Origin of the sequence: Nostoc sp. (assembly GCF_036918015.1) — a bacterium.
Classification (GTDB): Bacteria; Cyanobacteriota; Cyanobacteriia; order Cyanobacteriales; family Nostocaceae; genus Nostoc.
The window spans coordinates 25,008-50,085 of record NZ_JBALEO010000099.1 but is presented as its reverse complement, the minus strand read 5'-3'; the positions used below and the strand labels follow the sequence as shown (position 1 = coordinate 50,085).

Below are 25,078 nucleotides of genomic sequence, written 5' to 3'. Positions count from 1 at the left end.
AGGGGGTTTTATACCTCCTACTTTTTGCCTGATTATTACTTTATCAAGAAAGGCAGGAGGCAGAGGGCAGGTGGTCACTGAGCGTAGTCGAAGTGAGGCAGAAGGAAAATTGCCCGACGCTCTTCGGTAGCGTATCGTAGAGACGCTATGCCGTTGGCATACCCCTATGGGTCGCAGACAAGCCTCTAGTTCCCGTAGCGTCTCCCTTTAAGAGAAAAGAAGGCTTTACGCTGCACTATCTCCCCCCTTCCCTCTGCCCCCTGCCCCCTGCCTCCTTCAATAATTTAGCGATCGCATTTTACCTTGTGAAAATTTTATGCTTAAAGGTTTAAGAGTTAGTATGCTGCTATTGGCAGTCATGGGAAATTTGGCATGGTCATTTAGTGCCAAAGCAAATTTTAATGGCAAACTCACCGTGGAAATTGATGGCTTGAAAAATAAAAAAGGACAAGTCTGTGCCAGTATATTTGCTAGCAGTGAAGGATTTCCTAGCGATGGCGATCGCGTCTTACAAAAACAGTGTACCAAGATTACTGAAAATCCCTTACCAATTACCTTTGATAACTTGAAAGCAGGTAGTTACGCCGTTGCTGTCTTCCACGACCAAAATAATGACCGCACTCTCAATAGCAATATTTTTGGTATACCAAGCGAAGGTTTTGGATTTTCCAGCAACCCAGAAATTCGCACAAGAGCGCCCAAATTTAGCGAAGCAGCATTTTTAGTGGCAGGGCCAAATACCAATATCCAAATCCAGTTGAAATATTTTTAAGCTCATAGCAAATTAAGCTTGGTACACTGCCAATACTTATCCCTGGATTTCTCACCCTATGAGTGAGAAATTCGGATTATCGGGTTTTGGGGAAAAGGGGAAGAAAAAACCTTTAACCCAAACCCAGTAACCTTTTCCCAAAACCTGATTCCTAATTAAAAATGCACAAAGCGAGAAGTATTTGGGTACACTAAGAATCTCTATGGTTGTGAATCACGATCGGAATCTTCCTGTAGACTCTGTTGCTCCTGCAAGTCACGTATTCGTATTCGATTCATCTGAGTTAGAGCATATCGTGCTGTTGCTTGCACATCGGGATCTGGGTCTTCTAGGGCATGGTGCAACATCTGACTCATGTGACCCATCATGTCATAAATGCGCGTCAGGTCACGGATCGCATTTTGCCGCACTTGTGGACTTTCATCTTGAATTGAAATTGCTAAAGCACGGTTCATTGGTTTGAGTGTGCGGATGCCAATTTCTGACAAAGCTGCCAAGATTAAGCTGCTTTCTTGAGAGTCAGCATCAATTATCAGGTCAACCAGATGCTGAATTGCCCGCGAATCTCCCTGCTGACCTAAATCCCAAATAGCCTTGCGCCGCTTTGTTGGGTCAGAACTGCGTAAATCTTGAATTAATTCCTCCACGATATTGAGTTTTGCAAGACGGGAAGTTTTTTCTGGTAGCAGTAATTGTGTGGAAAATGGCGGTGGTGGTGGTGTTTGTAGACTAGTGACAGTCTCCACTAAAGGTGGTGTAATCGGTTCTTTGTTAGCTTCAGTCAAACTTTTAGGCTCTGATATTTCGGACTTTTGCACTTGCTTGACCTTCTGAAACGACCTCAGCAGATAAAAAAGTCCGCTAGTACATCCTAAAACTCCAATGGCAAATAGTAACCACCAGACAAAACCTCTCCCAGATGCTTTGGGATTTGCAGAAGTCGGAGCAATAGAGGTAACTATTGGGGAGGTAACTTTTGGAGAGGCAACTATTGGGGAGGTAACTTTTGGAGAGGTGACAAACTGCTTTTTAGCCTCTATTGCTGCTTGCAGTTTCACCTGAGTCGCCGGGCCAGCAATCCCATCTAATTTTAAACCCTTTACTTTCTGGAATTTAGCTACAGCGATTTCCGTACTGGCGTTATACTGTCCATCTACTAGACCCCTGTAGTACCCTAACTGCTTTAATTGGGTTTGTAGTCTCTGCACATCTGATTTTCGACTACCATATCTCAAAACAGCCGGACTAGCAGTAACTGTCGAACTAGCTTGTGCAAGTTCTAAAATTTTAGGTGCTAGGTTAGGTGTAGCTGCACTTGAGCGATTTGGGTAAAAACCCACGCAAGAAAAACAGGTAAATATCAGAATTGAGGAACGGCATAGCCTCATATTGCAAGTTCCAGCCTGAACGTGCTTTTCAAATCTTCGATACCACAATAGCTTCTAGACCACCAAATGTTAACTGTCATTTTTAATTGGGAATTGGGAAAAAGGAGGCAGGAGGCAGTGTTTCGACTACGCTCAACAACCAGGTAGAAGTTCTTTAATTTTAAATTTTAAATTTTGTTAGCGCAGCGTTAGCGAGTCTGCGAGCGTCATTTTTAATTGATTTCTCCCTCATCTCCTACTTAATTACTAATTAAAAATTATTTTAACAACTTAGGGTAATATTTCTGGTTCAGATTCTCTAACTGCGAGGCTTATGGGGTTCAATTTTTTAGCAGATGCTTCTAAAACTGGTTGTTGTATATTAGCTATTTCGCCGACAGTAACTGTGTCGTTTTGTCCTCCTAAAGTATCACGTTGGTTAATGAGATAGATGCTGATTAAAGTGAGAAATACTCCTACCCACTGCAACGGACTGAGGACTTCTGAGAGAAAAAGATTGCCGAATAGTAGCGCAAAGACGGGTGTCAGGAAGGTGAGAGAACTAAGACTCGTAAGACTGCCACTAGAGGCAAAGTAGAAGAATAACCCATAAGCGATCGCACTGCCAAATACGGTAGCATAACCCAAAGCCATGAAATCAGATCCTCCCAGATTTTCCCACTGCTGGGATTCAACAACTGATGAAATTCCCCATAGTGGCAATCCGCCCAAAATCATGTGCCATCCTGTAGCGCTTACAGGGTCAGCATATCGGCATACAAACCGAATCAACACTGTTCCCACTGCCATTGATAGTGCTGCTAACAGCATTAACCACTCGCCACTAGCAAATAAATCTTGCCAGTTGCCGATTGTTATATTTGCGCCTGAGTCGAAAAAATGTAAAATCCACTCATCAGGTAAGCCAATTAAACTAATACCTGTGACTCCCAAGCCTAGCCCCAGCCATCCCCAAAAACCAATGTGTTCTTGGAATAGCCACAACGACAGCAAAGCAACAGCCAAGGGTTGCGAGTCAATCATCACAGACCCTAACCCTGCGCTAGTTCTGACTAATCCCTCTGCCAAAAAGCCTTGAAACAGCGTCCCATCTACTAGGGCAAATAAGGCAATCCACAGCCAGGCAGCCCAACCCTTCGGCTGGGGTTTACCCATGAATGCTGCTGCAATCAGAATTAACATCCCTGCTGGTATCAGACGCACACCTGCCATGAATAGCGGTGTGGTATGGGGTATGACTCCTTTCATAGCTACCATTGCCGTCCCCCATAGGAAAAAGGGGGCGATTAACAACAGGGGGGCGAAGGGAAGTCGAGATGCACTGAGTTTCAGTTGCATGGGTTTGCTGATACCTTTGTTTAACAAGCGCAAAAATTGCTTTACCCAATTTTACCGAATTATGTAGTTTTGCGTAGATATCGTCTTTGGTGAATGCTTTTCTTTTTCGCGTAGCGTCTTGGAGACGGTGAAACTCTCCAGCCTGAGCCTACGCAAGGCAAAAGTTAAAACCTGGATTTCTCACAAGTGAGAAATCCAAGGGGTGTGGGAGGTGTGGGAGGTGTGGGAGGTGTGGGAGGTGTGGGAAAATGGGGAAGAAATCTTACCCCCCACACTCCCCACACTCCCCACACTCCCCACACTCCCCACACTCCCCACACTCCCCACACTATGCGTGAGAAATCCGGGAAAAGTTAACACTGAGCGTTCGCGCAGCGTCTCGCAGAGAAGTCGAAGTGTCAAAAGTTAAAAGAATTATATTCCGAGCTTCTTGCGCCGTTTGCAATGGTATGTTTATTTACACCATGCTGTATTAGTGCGATCGCTTGTACCAGAAATACGCTGTAAATCAGATTTGATTTTTGAAAAAATCACCTACTCTTAAAGCTTATGTATGAAAAAATTGCTATCCCTATTTTAAGTCTCATGTTTGCAACGCTCATGTCTAATGTGGTAGCTGCTGAGACTGTGATGAAAAAAGTCGCCAGAACAGGAGTATTAACAGCTGGTACTAGTAGAGATGCGCTACCTTTTGCCTATGTGGATAGTCAAGGAAAGTTAAATGGCTATTCTGTAGATATGCTGATTCTGATTAAAGAGCAATTAGAAAAAGAAACCGGAAAAAAAATTAAACTGCAATTAGTTGGTCTTAGCCCCTCTGAGCGGATTCCGAAAATAGTTAATCAAGAAGTTGATATTGTCTGTGATGCTAGTAGTTTTACATGGAAGCGAGATAAAAAAGTAGATTTTTCTGTCAGCTACGGTGCGACTGGAACCCAATTATTAGTTAAGAAAGGAAGTAATCTAGGTTCTCCTGAATCACTTATTGGTAAGCGAATTGGTGTGCTGGCAGGAACCACAAATGAGCAGGCGATCGCTCGTGTACAACCCAAAGCTAAACTGGTATATTTTAAAACTAGGGCAGAGGGATACACCGCTTTAGAAAAAGATACTATTGATGCTTTCTCATCCGATAGCATTCTTTTAGAGGGATGGCTGCAACAGCAAAAAAATCCAGATGCTTTTGCGATCGTACCCGATCGCCCCTATTCACGAGAAGGTATCGCTTGTATGGTGCCAGAAAATAACTCCAAATTCTTGGATACAGTCAACTATTCTCTGGTTAAGTTCATGCAAGGATTCGTCAATGGAAATCAGCGATATGTCACTATTTTTGACCGTTGGTTTGGGCCTCAAGGCTCTGTAGCGCTCAATCGAGATTTACGCGATTTGGTAGTGGAAACTATGCAATTGGTCATAGAATTTCGTGAGGAAATTCCTAAAAGTGACCTGTAATATCATGTTCGCTTGATTACTTATTAAACCCGAAGAACCCCACCCCGCCAAAGCTACGCTTCGTCTCCCCTCCCGAAGAGCGGCTACGGTGTACACACATCTCTAAAAATCCTACCCACCTAATATTTCTGTTCAAGTGAAAGTCGCACACTGAGCAAATATCACGCCCAGAACTAAAGTTCCGGGCTGATAGCTAAAGTCCACTAAGCGTGGACTGAACTAAATTTCTTGTTTAGTCCTCTTTTAGAGGACTTTCGTTATGAGACTCGGAATTTATTCCGAGGCGTGATAGATACACTGCACTAACACTTGTGTGTACACCGTAGCCGCTTGCGGGGAGGTGATTAAGGGGAGCCAGCGCGGTCTTCTCTACGAGACGCTGCGCGATAGCGAAGCGGTAGCGAGTTATCGAGCGTCTGGGGGTTTCCCCCATGAGCGACTGGCGTGTGGGGTGCAATGACTTCCGGTTAAAGACTTATTCTTTTCGACTATTGTTTGCGTAAGTCTTGTTCACTTTTCGCTGTCCGGCTGAAGACTCGATAGTATAGTGACGTACTAATTTCCTTTAAGGGAAACAGCAGATAGGTGAGAGGATTTATTGCCACAATAATATTTCGGAAGTCACGCCGTGCCCAAAATAAGATCGCACGAGCAACTTGCTGTGCAGACATCACTCCATAAGGATTCAGTTGACTCTTAAATGGGCCAAGAATTAACTTGCGAATTACACAATCCCCATCCAAACGCTTGAGGGTAACAATATCTCCTAACGCTCTTTTGCTGAGTTCATAAAGTGGACTCAGTGCTGGAGAAACCTCAGCCTCAGAAGTGTTTACCCAGATTTCCTTGGTTGCTTTTGCTTGTGGGCCTGTTACAGTTGTCGAAAATATATCTATCAACCGCAATGCTGAAAAGGTATTCACCTCATAAGAGGAGTTGATAGCCTCCGGTGTGCGGCTGGCGTAGACATTGATTCCGTGGTTGATAATTAAAATATCTACTTTCTCTAAACTATCCTTGAGATTGGCTTCGTTGCCCAACTGCCAGGAAACCACCTTTACCCCAACTTGCTCTACTAATTTTTCTGGATTAGTGGTTAATGCCACGACTTTAGCATTATTCTTGACAAGTTCAGCCGCCAATGCTTGCCCCAACGCTCCTGATGCTCCGGTTAAAGCGATGGTTTTACCTTTAAGAGACAATCCTGTACCCAGAATTTTATCTACTAGAGGAAAGACACCACTGTAGTAGGCATTAACATCATCAAAATGATGCCGCCAATGGTAAGACCGATTCACCCACCAAATGGATGGAATTGTCTCTAAAGGGCCGGGTAGGTGGTTGTAATCTGTATCAATTTTTCCTTGAAAATATCGCACAGACGCGCCATACAAAAAGGTACAAGCGTAAGCTACGCCCAGCCATAACCCCATTTGCTGGACAATTAAGGCAACGACTACCAACACCACCAGCAGTAGACTCGATTCTAAAATGTCGTGATAAAGCTGGGATTCTTGGTAAATTTTCAGGGAAACTATCGATAAATCGCGGCGATAGGCGCTATGGTGCTTGTTGTGCCATTTAGCAAGCCAATTGACTTGGTGACACAAAGCATGATAGCTGTCTCTCAATATCTCAGCAAGTAAAAGTGAGAAGAGTGCCCAACTAGCAAACTGTAAGCTGGCATTTAGCCAAACCCAATTAATTTCTAAGCTTGTCTCAATTCCCATCAAGTTTTCAGCTAGCATTTTTATCATGTTTGTCTATACTCGTTTTTCTTAATTATTCTTCATGATCTAATAAAGGTGCGTTCAGGTCGAGTTTAGAGCAAATTAAAATCAAAGGGAATGGGGGATGAGGAGTGGGGAGTGGGGGACAAGGGGATAAGGGGATATAAGCAACGCTCAATTACGAATTGCAAATTGATTAAGATATCCCAGTTGACTTTTACATAGCCAGATTTAATGTAAACTTAAGCAAGTTAAAAATTAACTTCTGCTTTAACGTTTCGGTGTTTCGCGCAGCCTGTAGCAGCTTCCGCTTTCCCTGTAGTAACTTCTGCTTTAACGTTTCGGTGTTTCGCGCAGCCTGTAGCAGCTTCCGCTTTCCCTGTAGCAACTTCTGCTTTAACGTTTCGGTGTTTCGCGCAGCCTGTAGCAGCTTCCGCTTTCCCTGTAGCAACTTCTGCTTTAACGTTTCGGTGTTTCGCGCAGCCTGTAGCAGCTTCCGCTTTGAGAATAGCTACGAGTATCAAATGAGTGGAGGTATTCTAATACTGTTTGGTTAAGGCAAGAGACGCGATAAATCGCCGTCTCTACAAAGGAATGATTATTGTAGAGACGGCGATTTATCGCGTCTTTGTGATTTATAATTTTCATCAAAAAACTTTAACCAAACAGTATTGGGAAGTATTCGTAAAAGTGATGTCTACGACGGGCTACGCCTACGCAAACAAAAGTTGCAAAAAATATAAGTAATATTATGTCCGCTTGATTACTTATTAAACCCGAATCACCCCACCCCCAACCCCTCCCCGCCTGCGGGGAGGGGAGACAAAGCACAGCTTTGGCGGGGTGGGGTTCTTTTATTATGGGTAATTTGGCGGACATGATATAAGTGGGCTTTGCTAAACAAAACTACCTTACTCGTGAACAAAGTTTTTGTATGGAATATTCTTGTTCATATCAAAAGCCCCCTACGGCTTTAGAATTAGCTTGTAGAGGGCTTTTGAATATTTAATAAAGGCTTAATAAAAATCCTATTTTTACCACAATGAATTGTTTAAACACGACTGAACAAATGAACCAAGTGTTATTTGTTCAGTCGGGGGAGTTTTAAATTGGCTGTTTGCGCCAGCTGCGTTTTTTCAGCTTTGTTTGCCAAGACTCCATGTAGGTGTAGAAAACGGGCGTCAAATAAAGTGTGAGAAACTGTGAGAACACTAATCCCCCAACTACTGCTAAACCGAGGGGACGGCGTGTATCTGCTCCGGCTCCCAAACCAAGGGCAATGGGTAGCGTACCCATAAGTGCTGCCATTGTCGTCATCATAATTGGGCGGAACCTCACCAAGCAGGCTTCATAGATCGCCTCGTATGGCGTTTTACCGTTTTGACGGGCAATAATCGCAAAGTCAACCATCATGATCCCGTTTTTCTTCACAATCCCAACTAGCAGGATAATGCCGACGAAGGCGTAAATATTCAAGTCAACTTGAAACAGCAACAGGGTCAGTATTGCCCCAAATCCAGCGGAGGGTAAGCTAGAAAGGATTGTCAGTGGGTGAATGAAGTTCTCGTAGAGAATCCCCAGCACGATATAAATCACCAAAATGGCAACTAGCAGTAGCAATCCTAAACCCTGAATTGAAGATTGAAATGCCTGGGCTGAACCTTGGAAACCTGTACTAATAGTAGGTGGCAGGGTTTGACGGGCGAGTTCCTCAATTTTGCCAGTGACGTTACCGAGTGAAACTCCTGGTTTGAGGTTAAAGGAGAAGGTGACAGATGCTAGTTGCCCTTTGTGGTTGATAGTCAGCGGCCCCACATCTTTGCTCAAGGTTGCGACAGCGTTAAGAGGTACAAGTTGTCCGCTAGGGGCACGAACTGAGAGTAAATCTAGAGCGTTGGCATTTTGTTGATATTTTGGTTCCACGCCCATAATTACTTGATACTGGCTATCAGGGGCGTAGATGGTGGAAACTTGGCGAGTGCCATAGGCATTACTCAGAGCAGTTTCGATTTGATTGGCGGTTAAACCTAGAGCCGAAGCTTGGTTGCGGTTAATGTCTACTTTGACTTGCGGATTCTTGATTTGCAAATCACTGTTAACATCTTGTAAATCTGATAGCGATCGCAATTTCTCTTCTAAAGCTGGAGCATACTGGTAAAGTTCCTGAATATTGGGAGTTTGTAGGGTAAATTGATACTGCGCTTTTGTCTGTTGTCCACCGACATTGATGGCTGGGGGATTTTGCAAGAAAACCTTGATTCCAGGCACAACTGACAACTTCGGCCGGAGTTCCTGCACAACTTCATCAGCACTGAGATGGCGCTCATGGCGAGGCTTGAGTTCGATTAAAATTCGTCCAGCGTTGGCGGAAGCATTTGGCCCACCAGCCCCGACACTAGAGTTGATGGAATCGACATTCGGATCTCGGTAAGCGATCGCAGCTACAGCCTGTTGATGTTTTACCATCTCATCAAAGGATATATCTTCTGATGCCTGAGTAGTTGCCGTAATTTGTCCAACATCTGCGTTGGGAACAAACCCTTTCGGCACAATGATAAATAGATACACTGTCGCTACAAGAATCGCTCCCGAAATCACCATCGTTGTGCGGTGATACTTGAGTGATTTCTTCAAACTCCAATCGTATCCGCCCAATATCACATTAAAAATATTTTCTGAAAAGTTATAAAGACGACGGTTGAAATTTTTGATTCGGGATTGAAGACTGGGGGCTGGGGAAGGTGGCGCTTCCTCTGGGGATAAGGGATTGGGGACTGGAGACTGAGAATTAAGAATTTCTTCCATACTCATCTGCTCCCCTGCTCCCACGCTCCCCTGCTCCTCGGTCACTGAGCGTAGCCGAAGTGCTGCTTCCTCACTATCTTCCTCATGATGAGGTGGACTCAAGAATCTGGAACACAGCATTGGCGTTAAGCTGAGGGAAATTACGCCAGATACCAAGATTGCAACGCTAATAGTAACGGCAAACTCACGGAATAATCGCCCCAGAATGCCTTCCATGAACAGTATCGGGATAAATACTGCTACTAAAGAAATGGTCATAGATAAAATTGTGAAACCAATTTCTTTAGAACCATTTAGGGCTGCTTCCATCCGGCTTTCACCCATTTCCATGTGGCGGACAATATTCTCCAGCATGACTACGGCATCATCAACCACGAAACCTACTGAAAGGGTCAACGCCATCAGTGACAGGTTATCGAGGGAGAAGCCCAGCAGCACCATGACGCCAAAAGTAGCTACTATCGAAAGCGGTACTGCCAAACTGGGAATGACTGTTGCAGAGATATTGCGGAGAAACAGAAAGATTACCAGCACCACCAGAGCGATAGTGAGTAACAGCGTGAATTGTACATCATCCACCGACTCGCGAATTGACTGGGAGCGATCGTAGAGAATATCCATGTTCACAGCTGCCGGAATCTGTGTCCGAAAGGTGGGTAACAGTTTCTTGATTGCATCCACAACTTGAACAGTATTAGTTCCCGGTTGGCGCTGAATTGCCAAAACGATCGCCCGCACGCCAGAATTTTGGACTTTAGATGGGGACTTCTCCCCTACTCCCCTGCTCCCCTGCTCCTCTGCTCCCTTGCTCCCCTGCTCCCCTGCTCCCCTGCTCCCCTGCTCCCCTGCTCCCTTAATCTCCTTCTTGACAGGAAAATACCAACTCGCAATCTTATCATTTTCCACGCTGTCCAGAACTTGACCTAGTTCGCCTAACTGCACTGGTGCGCCGTTTTGATAAGCCACATTTAGGGAGCGATAGCTGGCAGCATCATTAAGTTGACCGTTTGCTTGGATGGTAGAATTCTGCTGCTTACCGTAAAGTGTCCCAGTAGGTAGATTGACATTTCCGTTAGCGATCGCATCAGCTACTTCATCAATTCCTATTCCCTTTACACTCAGCGATTCGGGGTCAAGCTGAATTCGTACCGCGTACTTTTGAGAACCAAAAATCTGCACTTGCGCCACCCCATCCACCATTGACAGGCGTTGTGCCAGCAATGTCTCAGCATATTTGTCTACAGTTGACAGAGGCAGAATGGACGAATTGAGTGATATATAAAGAACTGGCTGATCCGCCGGATTTACCTTTCGGTAAGATGGCGGATTAGGCATATTAGTCGGTAACTGCTTCGCTCCCTTAGAAATAGCAGACTGTACATCCTGGGCTGCGCCGTCGATATCCCGATTGAGGTCAAATTGCAGCGTCAGTTGTGTAGTACCCAAAGAACTGGTAGAGTTCATCGAACTCAATCCCGCTATGCTAGAAAATTGCTGCTCTAAGGGAGTTGCAACTGAGGCAGCCATCGTTTCAGGACTAGCTCCGGGCAGATTAGCTGTTACCTGGAGTGTTGGATAATCTACATTGGGTAAGTCGCTAACGGGTAGCTGTTGGTAACTGATCAGCCCAAATATCAAAATGCCAACCATAACTAGAGTCGTCATGATTGGACGCCGGATAAATAGCTCAGAAATGTTCATCGCGTTCCCTTGAATGAGTGCTGAGTGCTGAGTGCTGAGTGCTGAGTTAGGAGTTAGGAGTTAGGAGTGAGGAGTTAGGAGTGAGGAGTTTACCTTTCTCCCCCTGCTCCCCCTGCTCCCCCTGCTCCCCCTGCTCCCCCTGCTCCCCCTGCTCCCCCTGCTCCCCCTGCTCCCCTGCCCCCCTGCTCCCCCGCCCCTCTGCTTCCCACTTCCGGTTTCACTTGGACTGTGGCACCAGGCACGAGGTTGAATTGTCCATCAGTAACTACTTGCTCACCTGGTTTCAGCCCTTGCTTAATTACCGTTTCATTCCCAACGGTGTCGCCGACGGTAATTAAACGCATTTCTGCTGTTTTGTCAGGTTTAACTACATACACAAACTGCCCCTGTTGTCCACTCTGTACCGCTGGGGAAGGTACAGTAATGGCATTTGGTTCTTCGCTGAGTTTGAGTACTACATTGACAAACTGCCCCGGAAACAGGCGTTCATCAGCGTTGGCAAAAGTACCCTTAAGTTGAATTGTGCCTGTTTGGGTATTGACTCCACTATCAACAAAAGTTAGTTCGCCCCGTACTGGATGCCCTGCATCTTTAGGAGGTAAAGCATCGACTTTTAACTTGCCGTTATTTGCACTGTATTTTTTGATATCTGGCAGCAATCGCTGGGGAATAGAAAAGTTGACGTAAATCGGGCGAATTTGGCTGATTGTAATTAGCGGATCGGTGGCATTCGCCTGTACCAAGTTCCCTTGATTTAGCTTCAGACTACCTGTGCGCCCGGCAATTGGTGAGTAGATGGAACTATAAGAAAGCTGAACTTTGGCATTGTCGATCGCAGCTTCATCTGATGCTACTACTGCCTGAGCATTTTGGACATCTGCTTGGGCTGCCGCCACTGCTGCTTGAGCATTTGCCACTGCACCTCGATCTGCGTTCACCGTCGCCTGTTGAGCATCAGCACTGGTTTGATACTGTTCGGCCTGTTCTTTACTAATTGCCCCTTGCTTGAGCAAACTACTATAACGTTGCGCTTGTGCATCTGCATTTGTTGCCTGGGCTTTATCCTTGACTACATTCGCTTTTGCCTGGTTCACTTGAGCGATCGCTTTGAGGACATTTGCCTGTGCCTGTTTCACCTGGGCTAAATCTTTCGCTTTGGCAGCATTAGCTTGCATCAGCGCAGCTTGTAAAGGACGAGAATCAATTTTAAATAATAAGTCTCCTTTTTTAACGTTCTGTCCTTGCTGAAAATAGACACCCGTAAGCTGACCGCCCACTTGAGACTTGACAGATACCGTAGAATATGCTTCCACAGTTCCCGTCGCCGATAGCTGTATTGGAATCGTTTTTTGAGTCGCAGTAGCAATCACCACTGGCACAGCTCGTTTTTTTCCTGCTTCTTTGCCACTTGATTGGGCTTCAGAAGCATTACAGGCACTACACAAGTAGGCTAGACTTAATATAAGTAGCGAAAACCGCCCTCTTTGAATAATGCTCTGAAAACGAGGAACAATTTCAGCAGCCAAAGACGAAGGCTTTATCGTCTGAACAGGAGCTAAACAGCGCATATCAACAATCTGGGGGAAAGGGGAAGCACAGACACATACTAGCTTGTCTTTAGACATCGCATCTTCCGCAAAATGGTTGGTTGCGATTGATTCTAATTAGATAAGCACAATATTAGCTAAACTAAACATTAGTGTACTAATAATTTATTTTTTAGCCTACCCCTTTTGGAAAGAAATTCTTTTTAAGCCGTTGCGATCTGTGACTTTATTTATCTTTGATCTATGTACGTCAGAGTGGAAGCCTACTGACGGCAAAGCAATCTAAATATTGGCAAACTAATTCGTGCCCGGCGGCATTTTTTGTTTTGAATCAATAAATTTAGTTGCTCTCAGACCCTTTTGGCTATGAAGAAAATGATTCTTTAAAACCTCCTGCTCCCCTGCTCCCCTGCTCCCCTGCTCCCCTGCTCCCCTGCCCCCTGCCCCCTGCCCCCTTAACTCCCCCTCTTCTCTTGCCTTTCTTTGAGTTTCAGCATAATTTCAGCGTGCATCTCGCGGGTAATTGGGTAAAAATACGTTAAAACTAAGCCAAAAATCAAACAAACTGTCGGTATAGGCCCAACGGCAACGCGAATAGCAAACAGTGCTGATTCCGGTTGGATGGGTAGTGGACTTCCAGCTACAGATTCTTTGAAACCAGATACTTGCAAAGCATTTCCCACCAAAAATAGTCCCAAAGCTAAACCAAATTTTTGCAGCAAAACCATGAAGCCATAAAAAATGCCTTCTCTGCGTTGTCCGGTTTGCAGTTCATCTAATTCAATCACATCTGGAATCATTGACCAGGGAATTAGATAAGCTGTGGATACACCAATACCTGCCATGACAGCCATCACATACATCAAAACTATTTGACCAGGCTGTAAGAAAAATAGTCCGGCGGCTGCTACAATCCACAAACTCATTCCCAGAAAATAAACAACTTTTTTGCCGATTTTTTTACTCAACGCTCCCCAGACAAATAGCATTAACAGAGCAGTTCCTTGGACTGCAATCATGACTGTGGGCACATCTGATTCTTTGAGTCCCATACAATCGACTACAAAATAGGGAATAATGCTGGCTGTTACCTGCACACCTAGCCAAGAACAAAGATATATACCAATAACAAATAAAAAAGGTCGGTTACTAAAGACAATTTTTAGCTGTTCAAAAAAGGGGAGAGATGCAGGTTCCTCGGTTTGGCTGCGTTTAGCTTCAAAAGCTAAGATGCGATCGCGGACTCCAAAAACGCACCAATATAATCCTAAAATCGAAATTACTGTACAAACTGCTGCTAAAACAAGATATTGTTGTTTGCGATCGGCAATCAGTGAAAAAACAATTTGCGTTAAAATCAACGATAAAATGCTGCCACCAATAGAAAATGTAAAGCGATAGCTGTTAAGGCTGGTGCGTTCGTCGTAATCTTGAGTCAGTTCTGGGGTCATCGCCGTATAAGGCAAATTCACAACCGTGTAAAACGCCTGAGATATCACCCCAATGACTACGTAATACCAAAATAATGGCCAAATATTCTCACTCTGATTTGCACTAAATTGCGGTACAATCCACTGCAAAAAAAAGAAAATTCCAAAGGGGATTGCTCCATAAAACATCCAAGGAAGACGACGGCCCCAACGACGAGATTTCGTTTTATCAGTCAAGAACCCCACAAACGGATCGTTTATGCCATCCCAGATTTTGCCAATCATCAGAATACTGCCAGCTAAACCCGCAGGGATACCAGCAACATTCGTGAAGAAAACCAGCAGAAAAAAGACGGAGATATTTGCGGTGATTGCTGGCCCTAAATCTCCTGCACCATAAGCCAGCTTTGTTTTTAAGTCGAGCTTTTTACTAAGAGGATCTTGTTGGGCATCGCCATCAGCAGCAGAATCAGTCATAATAACTTGCGCTCATACTAAAATAAAAAGTTTGCGATTGCTTTCAATACTAGCCATCTACCACTCCCGTTAGACTTATGCCAGACCTTTATGTTTCTTGGTCAGATTATCACCAAAAAATTGAACAACTGGCTATTCAGATTTATCAATCCGGTTGGGAATTCAACCAGATTATCTGTCTTGCCAGAGGAGGACTACGAGTTGGAGATATTCTTTCCCGTATATACCAGCAACCACTGGCAATTTTAGCAACCTCATCTTACAGTGGCAGTGGCAAGCAAGAAAGAAGTAATTTAGTTTTCTCCCGCCACTTGACAATGACTGCCGAAAAGCTAGGTTCGCGCATTCTCCTAGTGGATGACTTAGTAGATTCTGGGATCACACTCCAACAGACTATACCTTGGCTCAAGCAAAATATTGATTTTCCCATTGAGGAAATTCGCACTGCCGTTCTTTGGTATAAAGCTTGTTCAGTTATAGCACCCAATTATTATGTCGATTACTTGGCTGACAACCCTTGGATTCACCAACCTTTTGAACACTACGAGCAGATGAACCCCGCTGAACTTGCGGCTAAAGTCAGTTCGTGTTGATAAATACGTATCACAACTAGGTATAATTCCAAATTAATAATTCAATAAGTTTATGAAGTGAGCTTTTTTGGCTCACCAGATTTATGACTATATTTTTTTGCCAAAATTGGCATATTTACCTTTAAATATATATATATAGTGTTATTTTCTTGACTCGTTGTTAAACAATGACAAACGATATTTCGCATAAACGAAACCTTCACCGATTCGATCCTGTTGCGTATCTAGTAATTGAAAAATTTCGTCTTTCTCCTTTAACTTTTGGACTTTTGGCCGCAGTTACCGCTACTGTAGTTTATTTGTTTACTGCATGGATAAGTAATACGCTGTGGTCTAAGCAGGGGCAGATGGGGTTGCTTAAAGACTGGATTCCCTGGTTAGTAGGACTTTTCATCAATCCCATAACCTTGGGATATTACTTGTGGAGTTTTCAAGCAATCGATAAAGTAATTCAAGACCTGGAAAAATCTGACGTATTAGAAATAGACTTTTTTCAGATCGATCAATTTGTTATTAATCTCTATTCCCAAAAATGGCGCAAACTTTCTGCACTTGTCAGCGCTCTATTTTTCAGCACTATTGTTTTTATCATCAGACCTAGATTAGAAGAGAGTTGGACTAGCTCTAGTTTTCTGCCAGCACTGACCATTACGATCGCTACATTAGCAGTCGTATATATGGGTAGTATACTTGTCCTTAATCTGATTACAAATATTTGGATTTTCTATAGAATTTTAGGAAACAAGGATCTCGATATTAATCCTCTTCATCCCGATCGCTGTGGCGGTCTTCGATGTCTAAGTGATTACTCCCTTAAAACTGCCTACCTAGTTGCTGTTTTGGGTATCTGGATTGGCGTGATTGAGTATCAGGTGATTACACAAGATGTCGGAAAAGGATTCTCGTTTGTTCATCTGGTAATTCCATTGTATATTTTTATATCAATGGGATGTTTTTTTGGGCCATTGCTGGCAGCAAATAGCGGTATGAAAAGAGCTAAAGAAAAGTCTTTAGATAAAATTGCTCGGCAGTTCCGAGCAGATTATTCAGGGATTTATACTAGTCTGGCTGAAGACACAGAAGCTTTCAAGAAAAAATCTGAAAAAATTCAGCAGCTACGCACTTTATACACTATGACTGATGAGTTGCCCGTTTGGCCCTTCGATGTCAAAACTTTCCGCCGATATCTCCTAACTGTTCCTACTCCTCTTATTGGTTTCCTAAGTGGTATTTTTAAAAAATTGTTGATAAATCTACTCAACCAACAGGGTATCAAACTTGGTAGTTAAAGGCGTTATCAGGTAAAACTCAAATTTCTTTGTCTAAAGGTGAAATGAGCAGGATAGCTTTAGTTAAGTTTTTGATATCTCCCCAAACTTAGGACTCCACCACCCTTTTTGCGTATTGAAATAAGCCACATCTTTATGTTTGGTATCTTTACGCGATTGTGAGTCAGAACATCGTAACATTGTCTTACTCTGCCCCTCTTTGATATAACTGTACTCCTCTAGAGGTTTCTTACATACCGGGCAGGGATATGCCGTCATCTTCACGGGAGGCTTTTGTTGATTTTCAGCTTGAACTGCTTTAGTTTGTGGTGGCTGCCAAGTTTTGTTAAAGTCGCTCCAAAATAGCACGACATTTTCACAGCCTTTTGTGCATTTGAGGAAATATTTCTTTTTGACCTTACTGCTCGGAATTTTGGCAAGAAAATTTTTGCACTCAGGGCATCGAGTCTTAGAAGTTTCATATTTGCGCTCAGTTATCACATTAGCTTTACCTGTTGGGGAACTCGCAACTACAGTTTTAGCTTTGGAGAGCGCTGGTATAAAGTAATTCTGATTCCAACTAGTTAAATAATGCTGCCAAGAGTTTTTTCCTTCAGAAATTGCATCAAGGGCATCCTCCATTTTTGCTGTGAATTCCGCCTCTAGTAAATCCGGCAGTGCCTTGAGCAAAAACGCATCAACTTCTAACCCTAATGCTGTTGGTTGTAGATGGTCTTTTTTCAACTCGACATAATTTCGTTTTTTTAAGGTAGCAACAGTAGGAGCATAAGTACTTGGGCGACCAATTCCTTTACGTTCCATCAATTGCACTAATTTTGGTTCGCTATAACGAGGTGGTGGCTGCGTCTGCTTCTTTTCATGTCCAGCATTCTCCAGTTTCAATGCTTGTCCCTGTTGTAATGAAGGTAAAACACTATCCTTGCTAAGATTATTCCAGTACCGAGCATAACCGTAAAATTCAATTACTTGCCCTCTGGCTGACCACAGTAGAGAGCCAGACTGAGTAATCACCAAAGTTTTACGCAATTGGGCAGCACGACACTGAGAAGCAATTGACCGTTTCCAAATCATCACATACAGATTAAACTCATCATCAGGAAGTTCTAAACGCAACTGAACTGAGGGACAAAACACATCGGTTGGACGAATCGCTTCATGTGCTTCTTGAGCCGATTTGCTACTACGATGCTTGGCGACTTGCTGCGGTACATTCGGCGGATCGTTTTGCTCTAACCATTTACGGGCGCTGGCACAAAATTCTGGACTCAGCATTACTGAGTCTGTTCGCATATATGTTATCAACCCAGCTTCATAAAGCTTTTGGGCCACAATCATAGTTTTGTCGGGAGCAAACCTCAGCTTTGAACCGGCTGCTTGCTGAAGGCTGGAAGTTGTAAATGGTGGCGGTGGCTGGCGGTTAACGATTTTTCCTTCAAAATGAATGACTTGATGAGGATGTCGCTGTGCTTCTTCAACTAAACGTGTAGCCTCTGCTTCGGAAAGAACACGCTTAGACTCCGGTGTTTCTGGACTATTACCCACCTTCGCGTCGTCATTAGTTTCAGTTTCTTGCTCTGCTGCATCCTTCGCAGAATCAACCGTCCCTTTGTAAAAAGCCCGAAATCCTTCCGCATAATCTACCCAGACACTCCAGTAATCTTGGGGGACAAACGCCAGAATTTCGTTTTCTCGCTGACAAATCAGGTGCAACGTCGCGCTTTGAACTCTGCCAACACTTTTAGCGCCGTTATTCAATGCCCAAACTAAAGGGCTACCTTTATAACCCACCAACTTGTCTAGGCAATCTCGGCACAGTCCAGCACCGATTAAATTTTGGTCTAGCTTTCTGGGATTAGCGATCGCACTCTGCACCGCCGATGCTGTAATCTCAGTATAAATTACTCGTTTCGGTTCCTTTAAACCCAGCGTTTCTTTGAGATGCCAAGCGATTGTTTCGCCTTCCCGGTCTGGGTCAGTTGCTAAGACAACTTCATCAACCTGCCTCACCGCAGACTTGAGCTTCTGGATTGTTTCCTTCGCTCGTTGGTCACGCGGAACGTAATTACACCGGACATTACTGCCATCCATGACGAAGCCCAAGGAATCATCCCCTTCATTGCTGAGTTCACGAATGTGGCCACAACTGGCAAGAACTTTCCAATCCGAACCCAGAATTTGACTAAGTTTTTTGACTTTTCCCGGAGACTCTACTACAAGCAGGCGTTTGATCATAGCAACTGCGTTCTAGATTTTGAGCAATAAATTGGCAATTGTAATTAGCGATCGCCTATCTTCGTCATGTGGATTTTCTAGAATACTGTACCAAAAAGCTTGGGCAATTGCTGAACTCAGTTTAAAGGTAAATTATATCAACGCGATGCCTGATTGTGCGATCGCCTTTGGCGTTGGCGCAGCCATCGCTGTTGCAACTGTCTCAACTATTATGATTTTAGCCTCAACAACCCAGTTAAACAGGGGAAAATCTGTAGCAACATCCCCCAGGGTGTGTCGGCTACCCTCTGGGAACTTCCAGAGAAAGATAGAAGTTAGAATTAAAGCGATGAAGCCAATGGCTATAGGACTAAATGACTATGCGAATTAAGCAAATTTCCGTCAGTGGCTTATTTGGAATTTTTGACCATGTGATTCCATTGAACATGGATGAACGAATTACCATTATTCATGGCCCAAATGGTTTTGGAAAAACAGCCATATTAAGAATTTTGAATAGTTTTTTTAACTCCCGAAACGCAGAATTGAGAGCTATCCCATTTATAAATTTTCGAGTTGATTTTGATAATAATAGTAGTGTTGAAATAATAAAAAATGCCGATAATGCAGAGGAGTCGGAAAAGAATAATATTGTTTTTAAATTTTATCAGCCTGATTCAGAGCTAGCTTCTTTTTCTCTAAAGCCAATAAATATTCGCTCTAATATAGACTTTCAGCTTGGTATTTTGGATAAGGTGATACCAGGGCTAGAACGAATAGCTTCTAATCAATGGCTATATGATCCTACTGGAGAAACTCTTTCGTTAGAAGAAGTTGTAGAGCGCTTTGACAATTTATTGCCCTTAAACTTAAGACAACAAGAAGAGCCTGAGTGGCTAGAAGAATTGAAGAAAAATATTCATATTCGCCTCATTGAATCACAACGTTTGCTGAATTTTGTCCCTAAACGTTCTGGAAGAACGTATCGTGGAACATCTTCAATGTTGTCTATGTCTACTGTGTCTGCTTATTCTGATGAACTTGCTCAGATCATGCAAGATAAATTTAAGGAATACGGTACAATATCTCAATCTCTTGACAGAACTTTTCCAGTTAGGGTGGTGAAGCAACAGCTATCCGCCGATTTGACGAATGAACAACTTCGTAATGAACTAAACGAACTTGAAGCAACTCGCTCTCGTCTTTTAGAAGTAGGTCTTTTAGATAAAGATGAAGATTCAGAATTTCAAATCCAGCCTCAAGATATAGATGAAAGCACTAAAAATGCTTTGTCGGTATATGTTGAGGATGTGGAAAAGAAATTGAGTGTTTTTGATGAAATAGCAAGCAAGATCGATTTATTAAGGAAGATTATTAATAATAAATTTGCCTATTCTTATAAAGAGATAAACTTTAGTAAAGACAAGGGATTTGTTTTCACTACACTTTATAAATCCTCATTATCTGATTCAAAATCTCTTTCACCAACAGATTTATCATCTGGAGAGCAACATGAGTTAGTTCTTCTCTATGAACTACTATTTAAAGTTCAACCTAACTCCCTAGTCTTAATTGACGAGCCGGAATTATCTCTTCATGTAGGATGGCAGGTTCAGTTTTTAAAGGATTTACATGACATTACACAGCTTGCAGATTTAAATATATTAATGGCTACTCATTCACCAGATATAATTCAAGATCGTTGGGATTTGACGGTTGAACTGAAAGGGCCACACAAGTGAGAGATTTTCTGACAGTTGACCGTCTTGCTAATCAAATTCGATTACGACGAAGCACATATACTGGAACTTTTTTATTAGTGGAAGGGAGTTCTGATAAAACTTTCTATAAGCGATTTGTTGACCAATTAGTTTGTGAGTTAGTCGAAACATCAGGAAAACCCTCTAGTAAGCAACGTGCTATTGAAATTTTGAAAATTTTGGAAAAATCAAATTTTCAGGGAGTTTTAGCGATTGTTGATGCAGATTTTGACCGCCTTGAAACTTTGTTATACACCAGTCATAATCTGCTTTACACCGACAGCCATGACCTTGAAACTATGCTGATTAACTCACCAGCATTTAACAAAGTACTCGCTGAATTTGGTTCTGAAGAGAAAATTGCTCAGTTTAATCGAGACGTAAGATTAGTATTAGTTCAAAATGGGATGTTGGTAGGTTATTTGCTTTGGATATCTAAATCTGATGGATTAAATCTAACCTTTGAGGGTATTACATTTAGCAAGTTTCTTAATGAGCAAACTCTGCAAATCGATGAACTCAAGCTGATTCAGGAGATTAAGAATAAATCCCAAGCTTTCTCTTTGAACGAGAAAAATCTGCAAGAACGGCTAAAGAGTCAGAAAAGCAATAACCACGATCCTTGGCAAATTTGCTGTGGTCATCATTTGGTGGAAATTTTGTCGTTTGGTTTACGCAAAGCACTTGGCTCTAACAAAGCTGCTGATGTTGAACCGAACAGTCTTGAGCGTAGTTTGCGGCTTGCTTATGAAGAAATCTACTTTCAGCAGACACAACTCTACTTAGACATTCGTACATGGGAAAGCAATAATCAGCCATTTAGGGTTTTGCGGAATGACATATAAATACCAAATTCGCAAACTATGTACAATATTGTTATTTTTGACATACCAGCGTTTGAACAGTGTTGGTCTCGGTAGAAAATCAGGCGATCGCACTTCCTGTTTTTCTACCAGCTTGACTTACAGGAGTAGTTAGCAAGAATTGATACCGGATACACATAAGTATTTGCGTTAGACATCGCTTAATCTTAAATTGAAGGGTAAAAAACCCAACTTCTCTATGAAAACCGGGTTTTTAAGTAATTGTTAATTTATTTCTGAGCAGTACAACAGGGCAATAAAGGCTTATTTACAACTTCTTTAATGTCTACTGAATTTAACAAATCTTCCCAATATTTCTGAACTTCGGGATCGTTCGGACGCTGGCGGCGTAAATTAGCTAAAGTTCTCAGAGCATCTTCCCAAAATCCGGCTGTGGCAAATAAAACTGCCCGATCTAAATCTGTGTTTGGTTGGTTTAGCTGAAGAGATAGGTTTTCATCTTGCGATCGCACAATTGTACCTTCTACATAAGAGTCTTTATCGCGGTTATTAGGATCGCAAATCATCGAAAAAGTCCAATTGTACTCTTTACCGATTTGTAGAGATGGCTGATCGACAGGTACATTTACGCTAACAATACCATTCTGCCCAATAGGTTTGAAAGTTCCTTTATACAATGGGTCAATGCTATCACCATCCCGCAAAACAAATTCTAGGGCTTGTACTGTTGTCGAGGTTTGAGGAACGTAGAAAAAGAATGTGGGACGCTCTGATGTGGTGCGTTGAGCTTCCTTATCTGTCGGTGTCAGGGGAATAAGGTATTGTCCAGTTTGAAAGCAACTTCCCCGCGTTCCTGCTGACCTTACTCTACCAGGTCTACCTGGGACAAAGGCGATACGATTTCTACCGCGTTGAATGTAACTTGTAACATTTCTAATTGCAGCAGTAGCATATCTATCTCCAGGACGTAGCCGCTCTGCTTGCTGAAAATTCAATAAAGCTTTTCTATAGTTTCTCCGTTTGGTTTCGTTATAACCAAGCTGCATATATTGAGTGTAAGCAGATTTTGCTTGTGCCAGTTGGTAAACTGACTCTGTTGCCAAAACCTGAGTCATGCTTACAGGCTCAAAGGGCAGAAATGCTAAAGCAGCAAGCAGATAACTTGCCCAAAATCTATATTTCATGATGTTTATGTTTACTTGTAGTACATTGTTTGGGTATATATAATACAATAGCCTAAGCTTTACAGTGACAAGACTTTATGTGTGCTACTTTCTGGGAAGGCTGAGGTAGTATTGTAATTTTTTTCACAACAAAATTCCCAACTTTTTTCAGAAGTTGGGAATCTTAACCTTTGGATTTTCAGTAGTCTAAAGTTGATAAACTATTAGCTTTTGCCTATTCCTTAATACAATACAGTTCAGTTAAGCAATTTTTTCCTTCTCTTTCTTCTCTCTGCGTCCTCTGCGCCTTCTCTACGAGACGCTACGCGTTGGCGGAAGCCTCTCGAAGAGAAGGCGGTTCGTTAAAAAATTGACTTGGATAACAGAGTTTTAGCCTTAACCCAAGCGTATTGTTCCTTAATAGACATCTGGTGAAATTAAAGATACCTTATCTAGAACCCTTGTAGAGACGTAGCACTGCTACCTCTCTACATTTATTTCACTCTTATATTTAATGAGGTACAGCCAATTGTTCATCGGCTACCTGAACATGATCGGCAACAATTTTACGGAATGCATCACCTTCAATTGTTTCCTGTTCTGCTAGCAAATCTACTAAACGCTCCAAAACTACGCGGTTTTCTTCCAACAGTTCTTTGGCCTTAATGTAGGAATTGCTAACAATTTCGCGCACTTGTGAATCAATTTTGGCAGCAATTTCCTCAGAATAGTCTGATTTATTCATCCAGTCACGTCCTAAAAATACCTCTCCACTCTGATTTTCCAAGGACAATGGGCCTAATTCTGACATCCCGAAGCGCGTCACCATCTGCCGCGCCATGCCTGTCACGTGTTGCAAGTCATTGCTTGCACCTGTGGTCACTTCTGGCTTCCCAAAAACGATTTCCTCGGCAGCACGACCACCCAAAGTAGCAGTAATCCGGGATTTGAGTTGGGAACGGGAAATTAACCCCTGTTCCTCGTTGGGAGTAAACCAAGTTAATCCCAGTGCTTGTCCCCGTGGAATCAATGTAACTTTCTGCACAGGATCGTGGTCTTTGAGTAATGTACCTACTAAAGCGTGTCCAACTTCATGATAGGCAATCAAGCGCTTGCTCTTGCTGTCTACTAAGGCGGTACCTTCCATACCTGCAACAACTCGGTCTACAGCAGCATCAATTTCTAAAAGGGTGACAGCTTCTTTCCGTCTTCTAGCGGTGAGAATAGCGGCTTCGTTGAGTAAGTTAGCTAAGTCTGCGCCAGTAAAACCAGGAGTGCGGCGAGCGATCGCTTCTAATGATACGCTAGGATCGATTTTCTTATTCCGCGCATGGACTTGCAAAATTTCTAGTCGCCCTTTGAGATCGGGTGGATCGACCATCACTTGTCTGTCAAAGCGTCCCGGTCTGAGTAACGCTGTATCTAAAACATCTGGGCGGTTAGTGGCAGCAATAATAATGATGCCTGTGTTACCTTCAAACCCATCCATTTCGGTGAGCAGTTGGTTCAAGGTTTGTTCGCGCTCGTCGTTACCGCCACCGATCCCAGCACCCCGTTGTCTACCTACTGCGTCAATTTCATCGATAAATATTAGACAAGGGGCATTATCTTTGGCTTTCTTGAAAAGGTCGCGCACGCGAGATGCACCCACACCTACGAACATTTCTACAAATTCTGAACCGGAAATACTGAAGAATGGTACACCCGCTTCACCTGCGATCGCTTTTGCTAGTAAAGTTTTACCAGTACCAGGAGGGCCAATTAACAGCACTCCTTTGGGAATCCGTGCGCCTACAGCAGTAAATCTTTCTGGCTGTTTCAGGAAAGTCACAACTTCTTCGAGTTCTTCTTTAGCTTCTTCAACCCCGGCGACATCTTCAAATTTCACTCCAGTTTTTGCCTCCATTTGGAAGCGAGCTTTGGATTTGCCGAAATTCATCGCTTGGCTAGAAGCATTAGTAGAGCGTCGGAGGAACAACAGCATTAAAGCCACCAGTGGCAAAATCCACATCAAGTTGATCAACAGTCCAACAGCAGCTCGACTGTTCGCAGAGGAAACTTCGCCAAAATCAACATTCTTATCTTTGAGAATGTTGATTAACTCATTGTTTTGCGCCAAAAGTCTCACCTGTTGCGGTGGTGTATTATCTTTTTGTCCCTTGAGATAAACCTTTGCTAGCTGTTCGGTTTCGTCAAGCTCTACTTTCTCGACTTCTCCCGCCTTCACTTTCTTGATCAAGTCACCATAATTTAGCGAGGCGGTTTCTGCCTTTTGTGCCATGACAGGAGTACTTCCGAAAATTCCTGGCAACATAATCAAACTAGCAGCAATTGCACCAACCCAAGCAACGCGCTTTGAGGACTGCCTTTTTATCAATGCTTTTTTTCCCGAATTTGTCATAATAATTACCCTTTGTCTGCTGGCACAAGTTAAGCGCTGGTTTTATGCCTATTCTTCTATCAAAAATTGTAATAACTGGAAATTACACTTTTCTTATCTAGTCTAACTTCCTCACAAAAGCATTCCCAAGTTTCTTCAGGCTATTACATAAAGTTGAGCGAGGGTTATCTAGTATGCAGCTGTTAAGACTGAGT

18 protein-coding genes are annotated in these 25,078 nt (G+C 43.1%); 8 read left to right on the top strand and 10 right to left on the bottom strand.

The features are described from left to right. Positions 1-316 precede the first annotated feature (316 nt). On the top strand, positions 317-772 hold the full coding sequence (locus V7K61_RS32770; protein WP_335060197.1) for a DUF2141 domain-containing protein: 456 nt from the start codon (positions 317-319) through the stop codon (positions 770-772). A gap of 200 nt (positions 773-972) precedes the next feature. Here the strand turns inward: V7K61_RS32770 and V7K61_RS32765 are convergent, their stop codons facing one another. Together V7K61_RS32765 and V7K61_RS32760 are read right to left on the bottom strand one after the other, a co-directional pair. Then, a complete protein-coding gene (locus V7K61_RS32765) occupies positions 973-2,160 on the bottom strand; it encodes a peptidoglycan-binding protein (protein WP_335060195.1) in 1,188 nt (395 codons plus the stop codon). A gap of 270 nt (positions 2,161-2,430) precedes the next feature. Then, a complete protein-coding gene (locus V7K61_RS32760; protein WP_335060193.1) occupies positions 2,431-3,498 on the bottom strand; it encodes a DMT family transporter in 1,068 nt (355 codons plus the stop codon). A gap of 186 nt (positions 3,499-3,684) precedes the next feature. On the opposite strand from V7K61_RS32760, the gene V7K61_RS32755 reads away from it, so the two are divergent. Continuing rightward, entirely contained in the window at positions 3,685-3,855 is a 171-nt protein-coding gene (locus tag V7K61_RS32755) for a hypothetical protein (RefSeq protein ID WP_335060191.1), read from the top strand. A gap of 192 nt (positions 3,856-4,047) precedes the next feature. Next, positions 4,048-4,953, top strand: coding sequence for an amino acid ABC transporter substrate-binding protein (locus tag V7K61_RS32750; protein ID WP_335060189.1), 906 nt, complete (start codon positions 4,048-4,050; stop codon positions 4,951-4,953). 488 nt (positions 4,954-5,441) lie between these two features. On the opposite strand, the gene V7K61_RS32745 is transcribed toward V7K61_RS32750, so the two are convergent. The 5 genes from V7K61_RS32745 to V7K61_RS32725 all read right to left on the bottom strand — a co-directional run bounded on the left by V7K61_RS32745 (position 5,442) and on the right by V7K61_RS32725 (position 14,643). Continuing rightward, on the bottom strand, positions 5,442-6,710 hold the full coding sequence (locus tag V7K61_RS32745; protein WP_335060187.1) for a bifunctional sterol desaturase/short chain dehydrogenase: 1,269 nt from the start codon (positions 6,708-6,710) through the stop codon (positions 5,442-5,444). A 224-nt stretch (positions 6,711-6,934) separates the two neighbouring features. Continuing rightward, positions 6,935-7,207, bottom strand: coding sequence for a hypothetical protein (locus V7K61_RS32740; RefSeq protein ID WP_335060185.1), 273 nt, complete (start codon positions 7,205-7,207; stop codon positions 6,935-6,937). 580 nt (positions 7,208-7,787) lie between these two features. Beyond that, a complete protein-coding gene (locus V7K61_RS32735; RefSeq protein WP_335060183.1) occupies positions 7,788-11,189 on the bottom strand; it encodes an efflux RND transporter permease subunit in 3,402 nt (1,133 codons plus the stop codon). A gap of 89 nt (positions 11,190-11,278) precedes the next feature. Continuing rightward, a complete protein-coding gene (locus tag V7K61_RS32730; RefSeq protein WP_335060181.1) occupies positions 11,279-12,814 on the bottom strand; it encodes an efflux RND transporter periplasmic adaptor subunit in 1,536 nt (511 codons plus the stop codon). Positions 12,815-13,191: 377 nt separating this feature from the next. Then, entirely contained in the window at positions 13,192-14,643 is a 1,452-nt protein-coding gene (locus V7K61_RS32725; RefSeq protein ID WP_335060179.1) for an MFS transporter, read from the bottom strand. A gap of 77 nt (positions 14,644-14,720) precedes the next feature. Here V7K61_RS32725 and V7K61_RS32720 point away from each other — a divergent pair, with 77 nt between their 5' ends. Next, the gene (locus V7K61_RS32720; protein ID WP_335060177.1) at positions 14,721-15,236 is read left to right on the top strand and encodes a phosphoribosyltransferase; all 516 of its coding nucleotides are present in this window, start codon (positions 14,721-14,723) and stop codon (positions 15,234-15,236) included. Positions 15,237-15,403: 167 nt separating this feature from the next. Beyond that, positions 15,404-16,525, top strand: coding sequence for a hypothetical protein (locus tag V7K61_RS32715; protein WP_335060175.1), 1,122 nt, complete (start codon positions 15,404-15,406; stop codon positions 16,523-16,525). A gap of 63 nt (positions 16,526-16,588) precedes the next feature. On the opposite strand, the gene topA is transcribed toward V7K61_RS32715, so the two are convergent. Next, on the bottom strand, positions 16,589-18,757 hold the full coding sequence (topA, locus tag V7K61_RS32710) for a type I DNA topoisomerase (RefSeq protein WP_335060173.1): 2,169 nt from the start codon (positions 18,755-18,757) through the stop codon (positions 16,589-16,591). Between the two features lie 31 nt (positions 18,758-18,788). Between topA and V7K61_RS32705 the strand changes: the two genes are divergently transcribed. Genes V7K61_RS32705 through V7K61_RS32695 form a run of 3 tightly spaced genes read left to right on the top strand, consistent with a single transcriptional unit; the run spans position 18,789 to position 21,341 of the window. Further along, positions 18,789-19,127, top strand: coding sequence for a hypothetical protein (locus tag V7K61_RS32705; protein ID WP_335060171.1), 339 nt, complete (start codon positions 18,789-18,791; stop codon positions 19,125-19,127). Further along, the gene (locus V7K61_RS32700; RefSeq protein ID WP_335060169.1) at positions 19,117-20,478 is read left to right on the top strand and encodes an AAA family ATPase; all 1,362 of its coding nucleotides are present in this window, start codon (positions 19,117-19,119) and stop codon (positions 20,476-20,478) included. The genes V7K61_RS32705 and V7K61_RS32700 overlap by 11 nt, the downstream gene beginning before the upstream one ends. Further along, positions 20,475-21,341 (top strand): DUF4435 domain-containing protein, encoded by an 867-nt coding sequence (locus V7K61_RS32695; RefSeq protein ID WP_335060167.1) that lies wholly within the window; start codon positions 20,475-20,477, stop codon positions 21,339-21,341. Before V7K61_RS32700 ends, V7K61_RS32695 begins: the two co-directional genes overlap by 4 nt. Positions 21,342-21,589: 248 nt before the next feature. Here V7K61_RS32695 and V7K61_RS32690 read toward each other — a convergent pair whose 3' ends face one another. After that, the gene (locus tag V7K61_RS32690; protein ID WP_335060165.1) at positions 21,590-22,504 is read right to left on the bottom strand and encodes a DUF928 domain-containing protein; all 915 of its coding nucleotides are present in this window, start codon (positions 22,502-22,504) and stop codon (positions 21,590-21,592) included. Positions 22,505-22,994: 490 nt separating this feature from the next. After that, the gene (ftsH, locus tag V7K61_RS32685; protein WP_335060163.1) at positions 22,995-24,884 is read right to left on the bottom strand and encodes an ATP-dependent zinc metalloprotease FtsH; all 1,890 of its coding nucleotides are present in this window, start codon (positions 24,882-24,884) and stop codon (positions 22,995-22,997) included. Positions 24,885-25,078 lie beyond the last annotated feature (194 nt).

What these genes read in the sequence shown, in the direction of transcription:
- V7K61_RS32770 (WP_335060197.1), top strand. Translation starts at nt 317, where the DNA reads ATGCTTAAAGGTTTAAGAGTTAGTATGCTGCTATTGGCAGTCATGGGA.
- V7K61_RS32765 (WP_335060195.1), bottom strand. Translation starts at nt 2,160, where the DNA reads ATGAGGCTATGCCGTTCCTCAATTCTGATATTTACCTGTTTTTCTTGC.
- V7K61_RS32760 (WP_335060193.1), bottom strand. Translation starts at nt 3,498, where the DNA reads ATGCAACTGAAACTCAGTGCATCTCGACTTCCCTTCGCCCCCCTGTTG.
- V7K61_RS32750 (WP_335060189.1), top strand. Translation starts at nt 4,048, where the DNA reads ATGTATGAAAAAATTGCTATCCCTATTTTAAGTCTCATGTTTGCAACG.
- V7K61_RS32745 (WP_335060187.1), bottom strand. Translation starts at nt 6,710, where the DNA reads ATGATAAAAATGCTAGCTGAAAACTTGATGGGAATTGAGACAAGCTTA.
- V7K61_RS32735 (WP_335060183.1), bottom strand. Translation starts at nt 11,189, where the DNA reads ATGAACATTTCTGAGCTATTTATCCGGCGTCCAATCATGACGACTCTA.
- V7K61_RS32730 (WP_335060181.1), bottom strand. Translation starts at nt 12,814, where the DNA reads ATGTCTAAAGACAAGCTAGTATGTGTCTGTGCTTCCCCTTTCCCCCAG.
- V7K61_RS32725 (WP_335060179.1), bottom strand. Translation starts at nt 14,643, where the DNA reads ATGACTGATTCTGCTGCTGATGGCGATGCCCAACAAGATCCTCTTAGT.
- V7K61_RS32720 (WP_335060177.1), top strand. Translation starts at nt 14,721, where the DNA reads ATGCCAGACCTTTATGTTTCTTGGTCAGATTATCACCAAAAAATTGAA.
- V7K61_RS32715 (WP_335060175.1), top strand. Translation starts at nt 15,404, where the DNA reads ATGACAAACGATATTTCGCATAAACGAAACCTTCACCGATTCGATCCT.
- topA (WP_335060173.1), bottom strand. Translation starts at nt 18,757, where the DNA reads ATGATCAAACGCCTGCTTGTAGTAGAGTCTCCGGGAAAAGTCAAAAAA.
- V7K61_RS32700 (WP_335060169.1), top strand. Translation starts at nt 19,117, where the DNA reads ATGCGAATTAAGCAAATTTCCGTCAGTGGCTTATTTGGAATTTTTGAC.
- V7K61_RS32690 (WP_335060165.1), bottom strand. Translation starts at nt 22,504, where the DNA reads ATGAAATATAGATTTTGGGCAAGTTATCTGCTTGCTGCTTTAGCATTT.
- ftsH (WP_335060163.1), bottom strand. Translation starts at nt 24,884, where the DNA reads ATGACAAATTCGGGAAAAAAAGCATTGATAAAAAGGCAGTCCTCAAAG.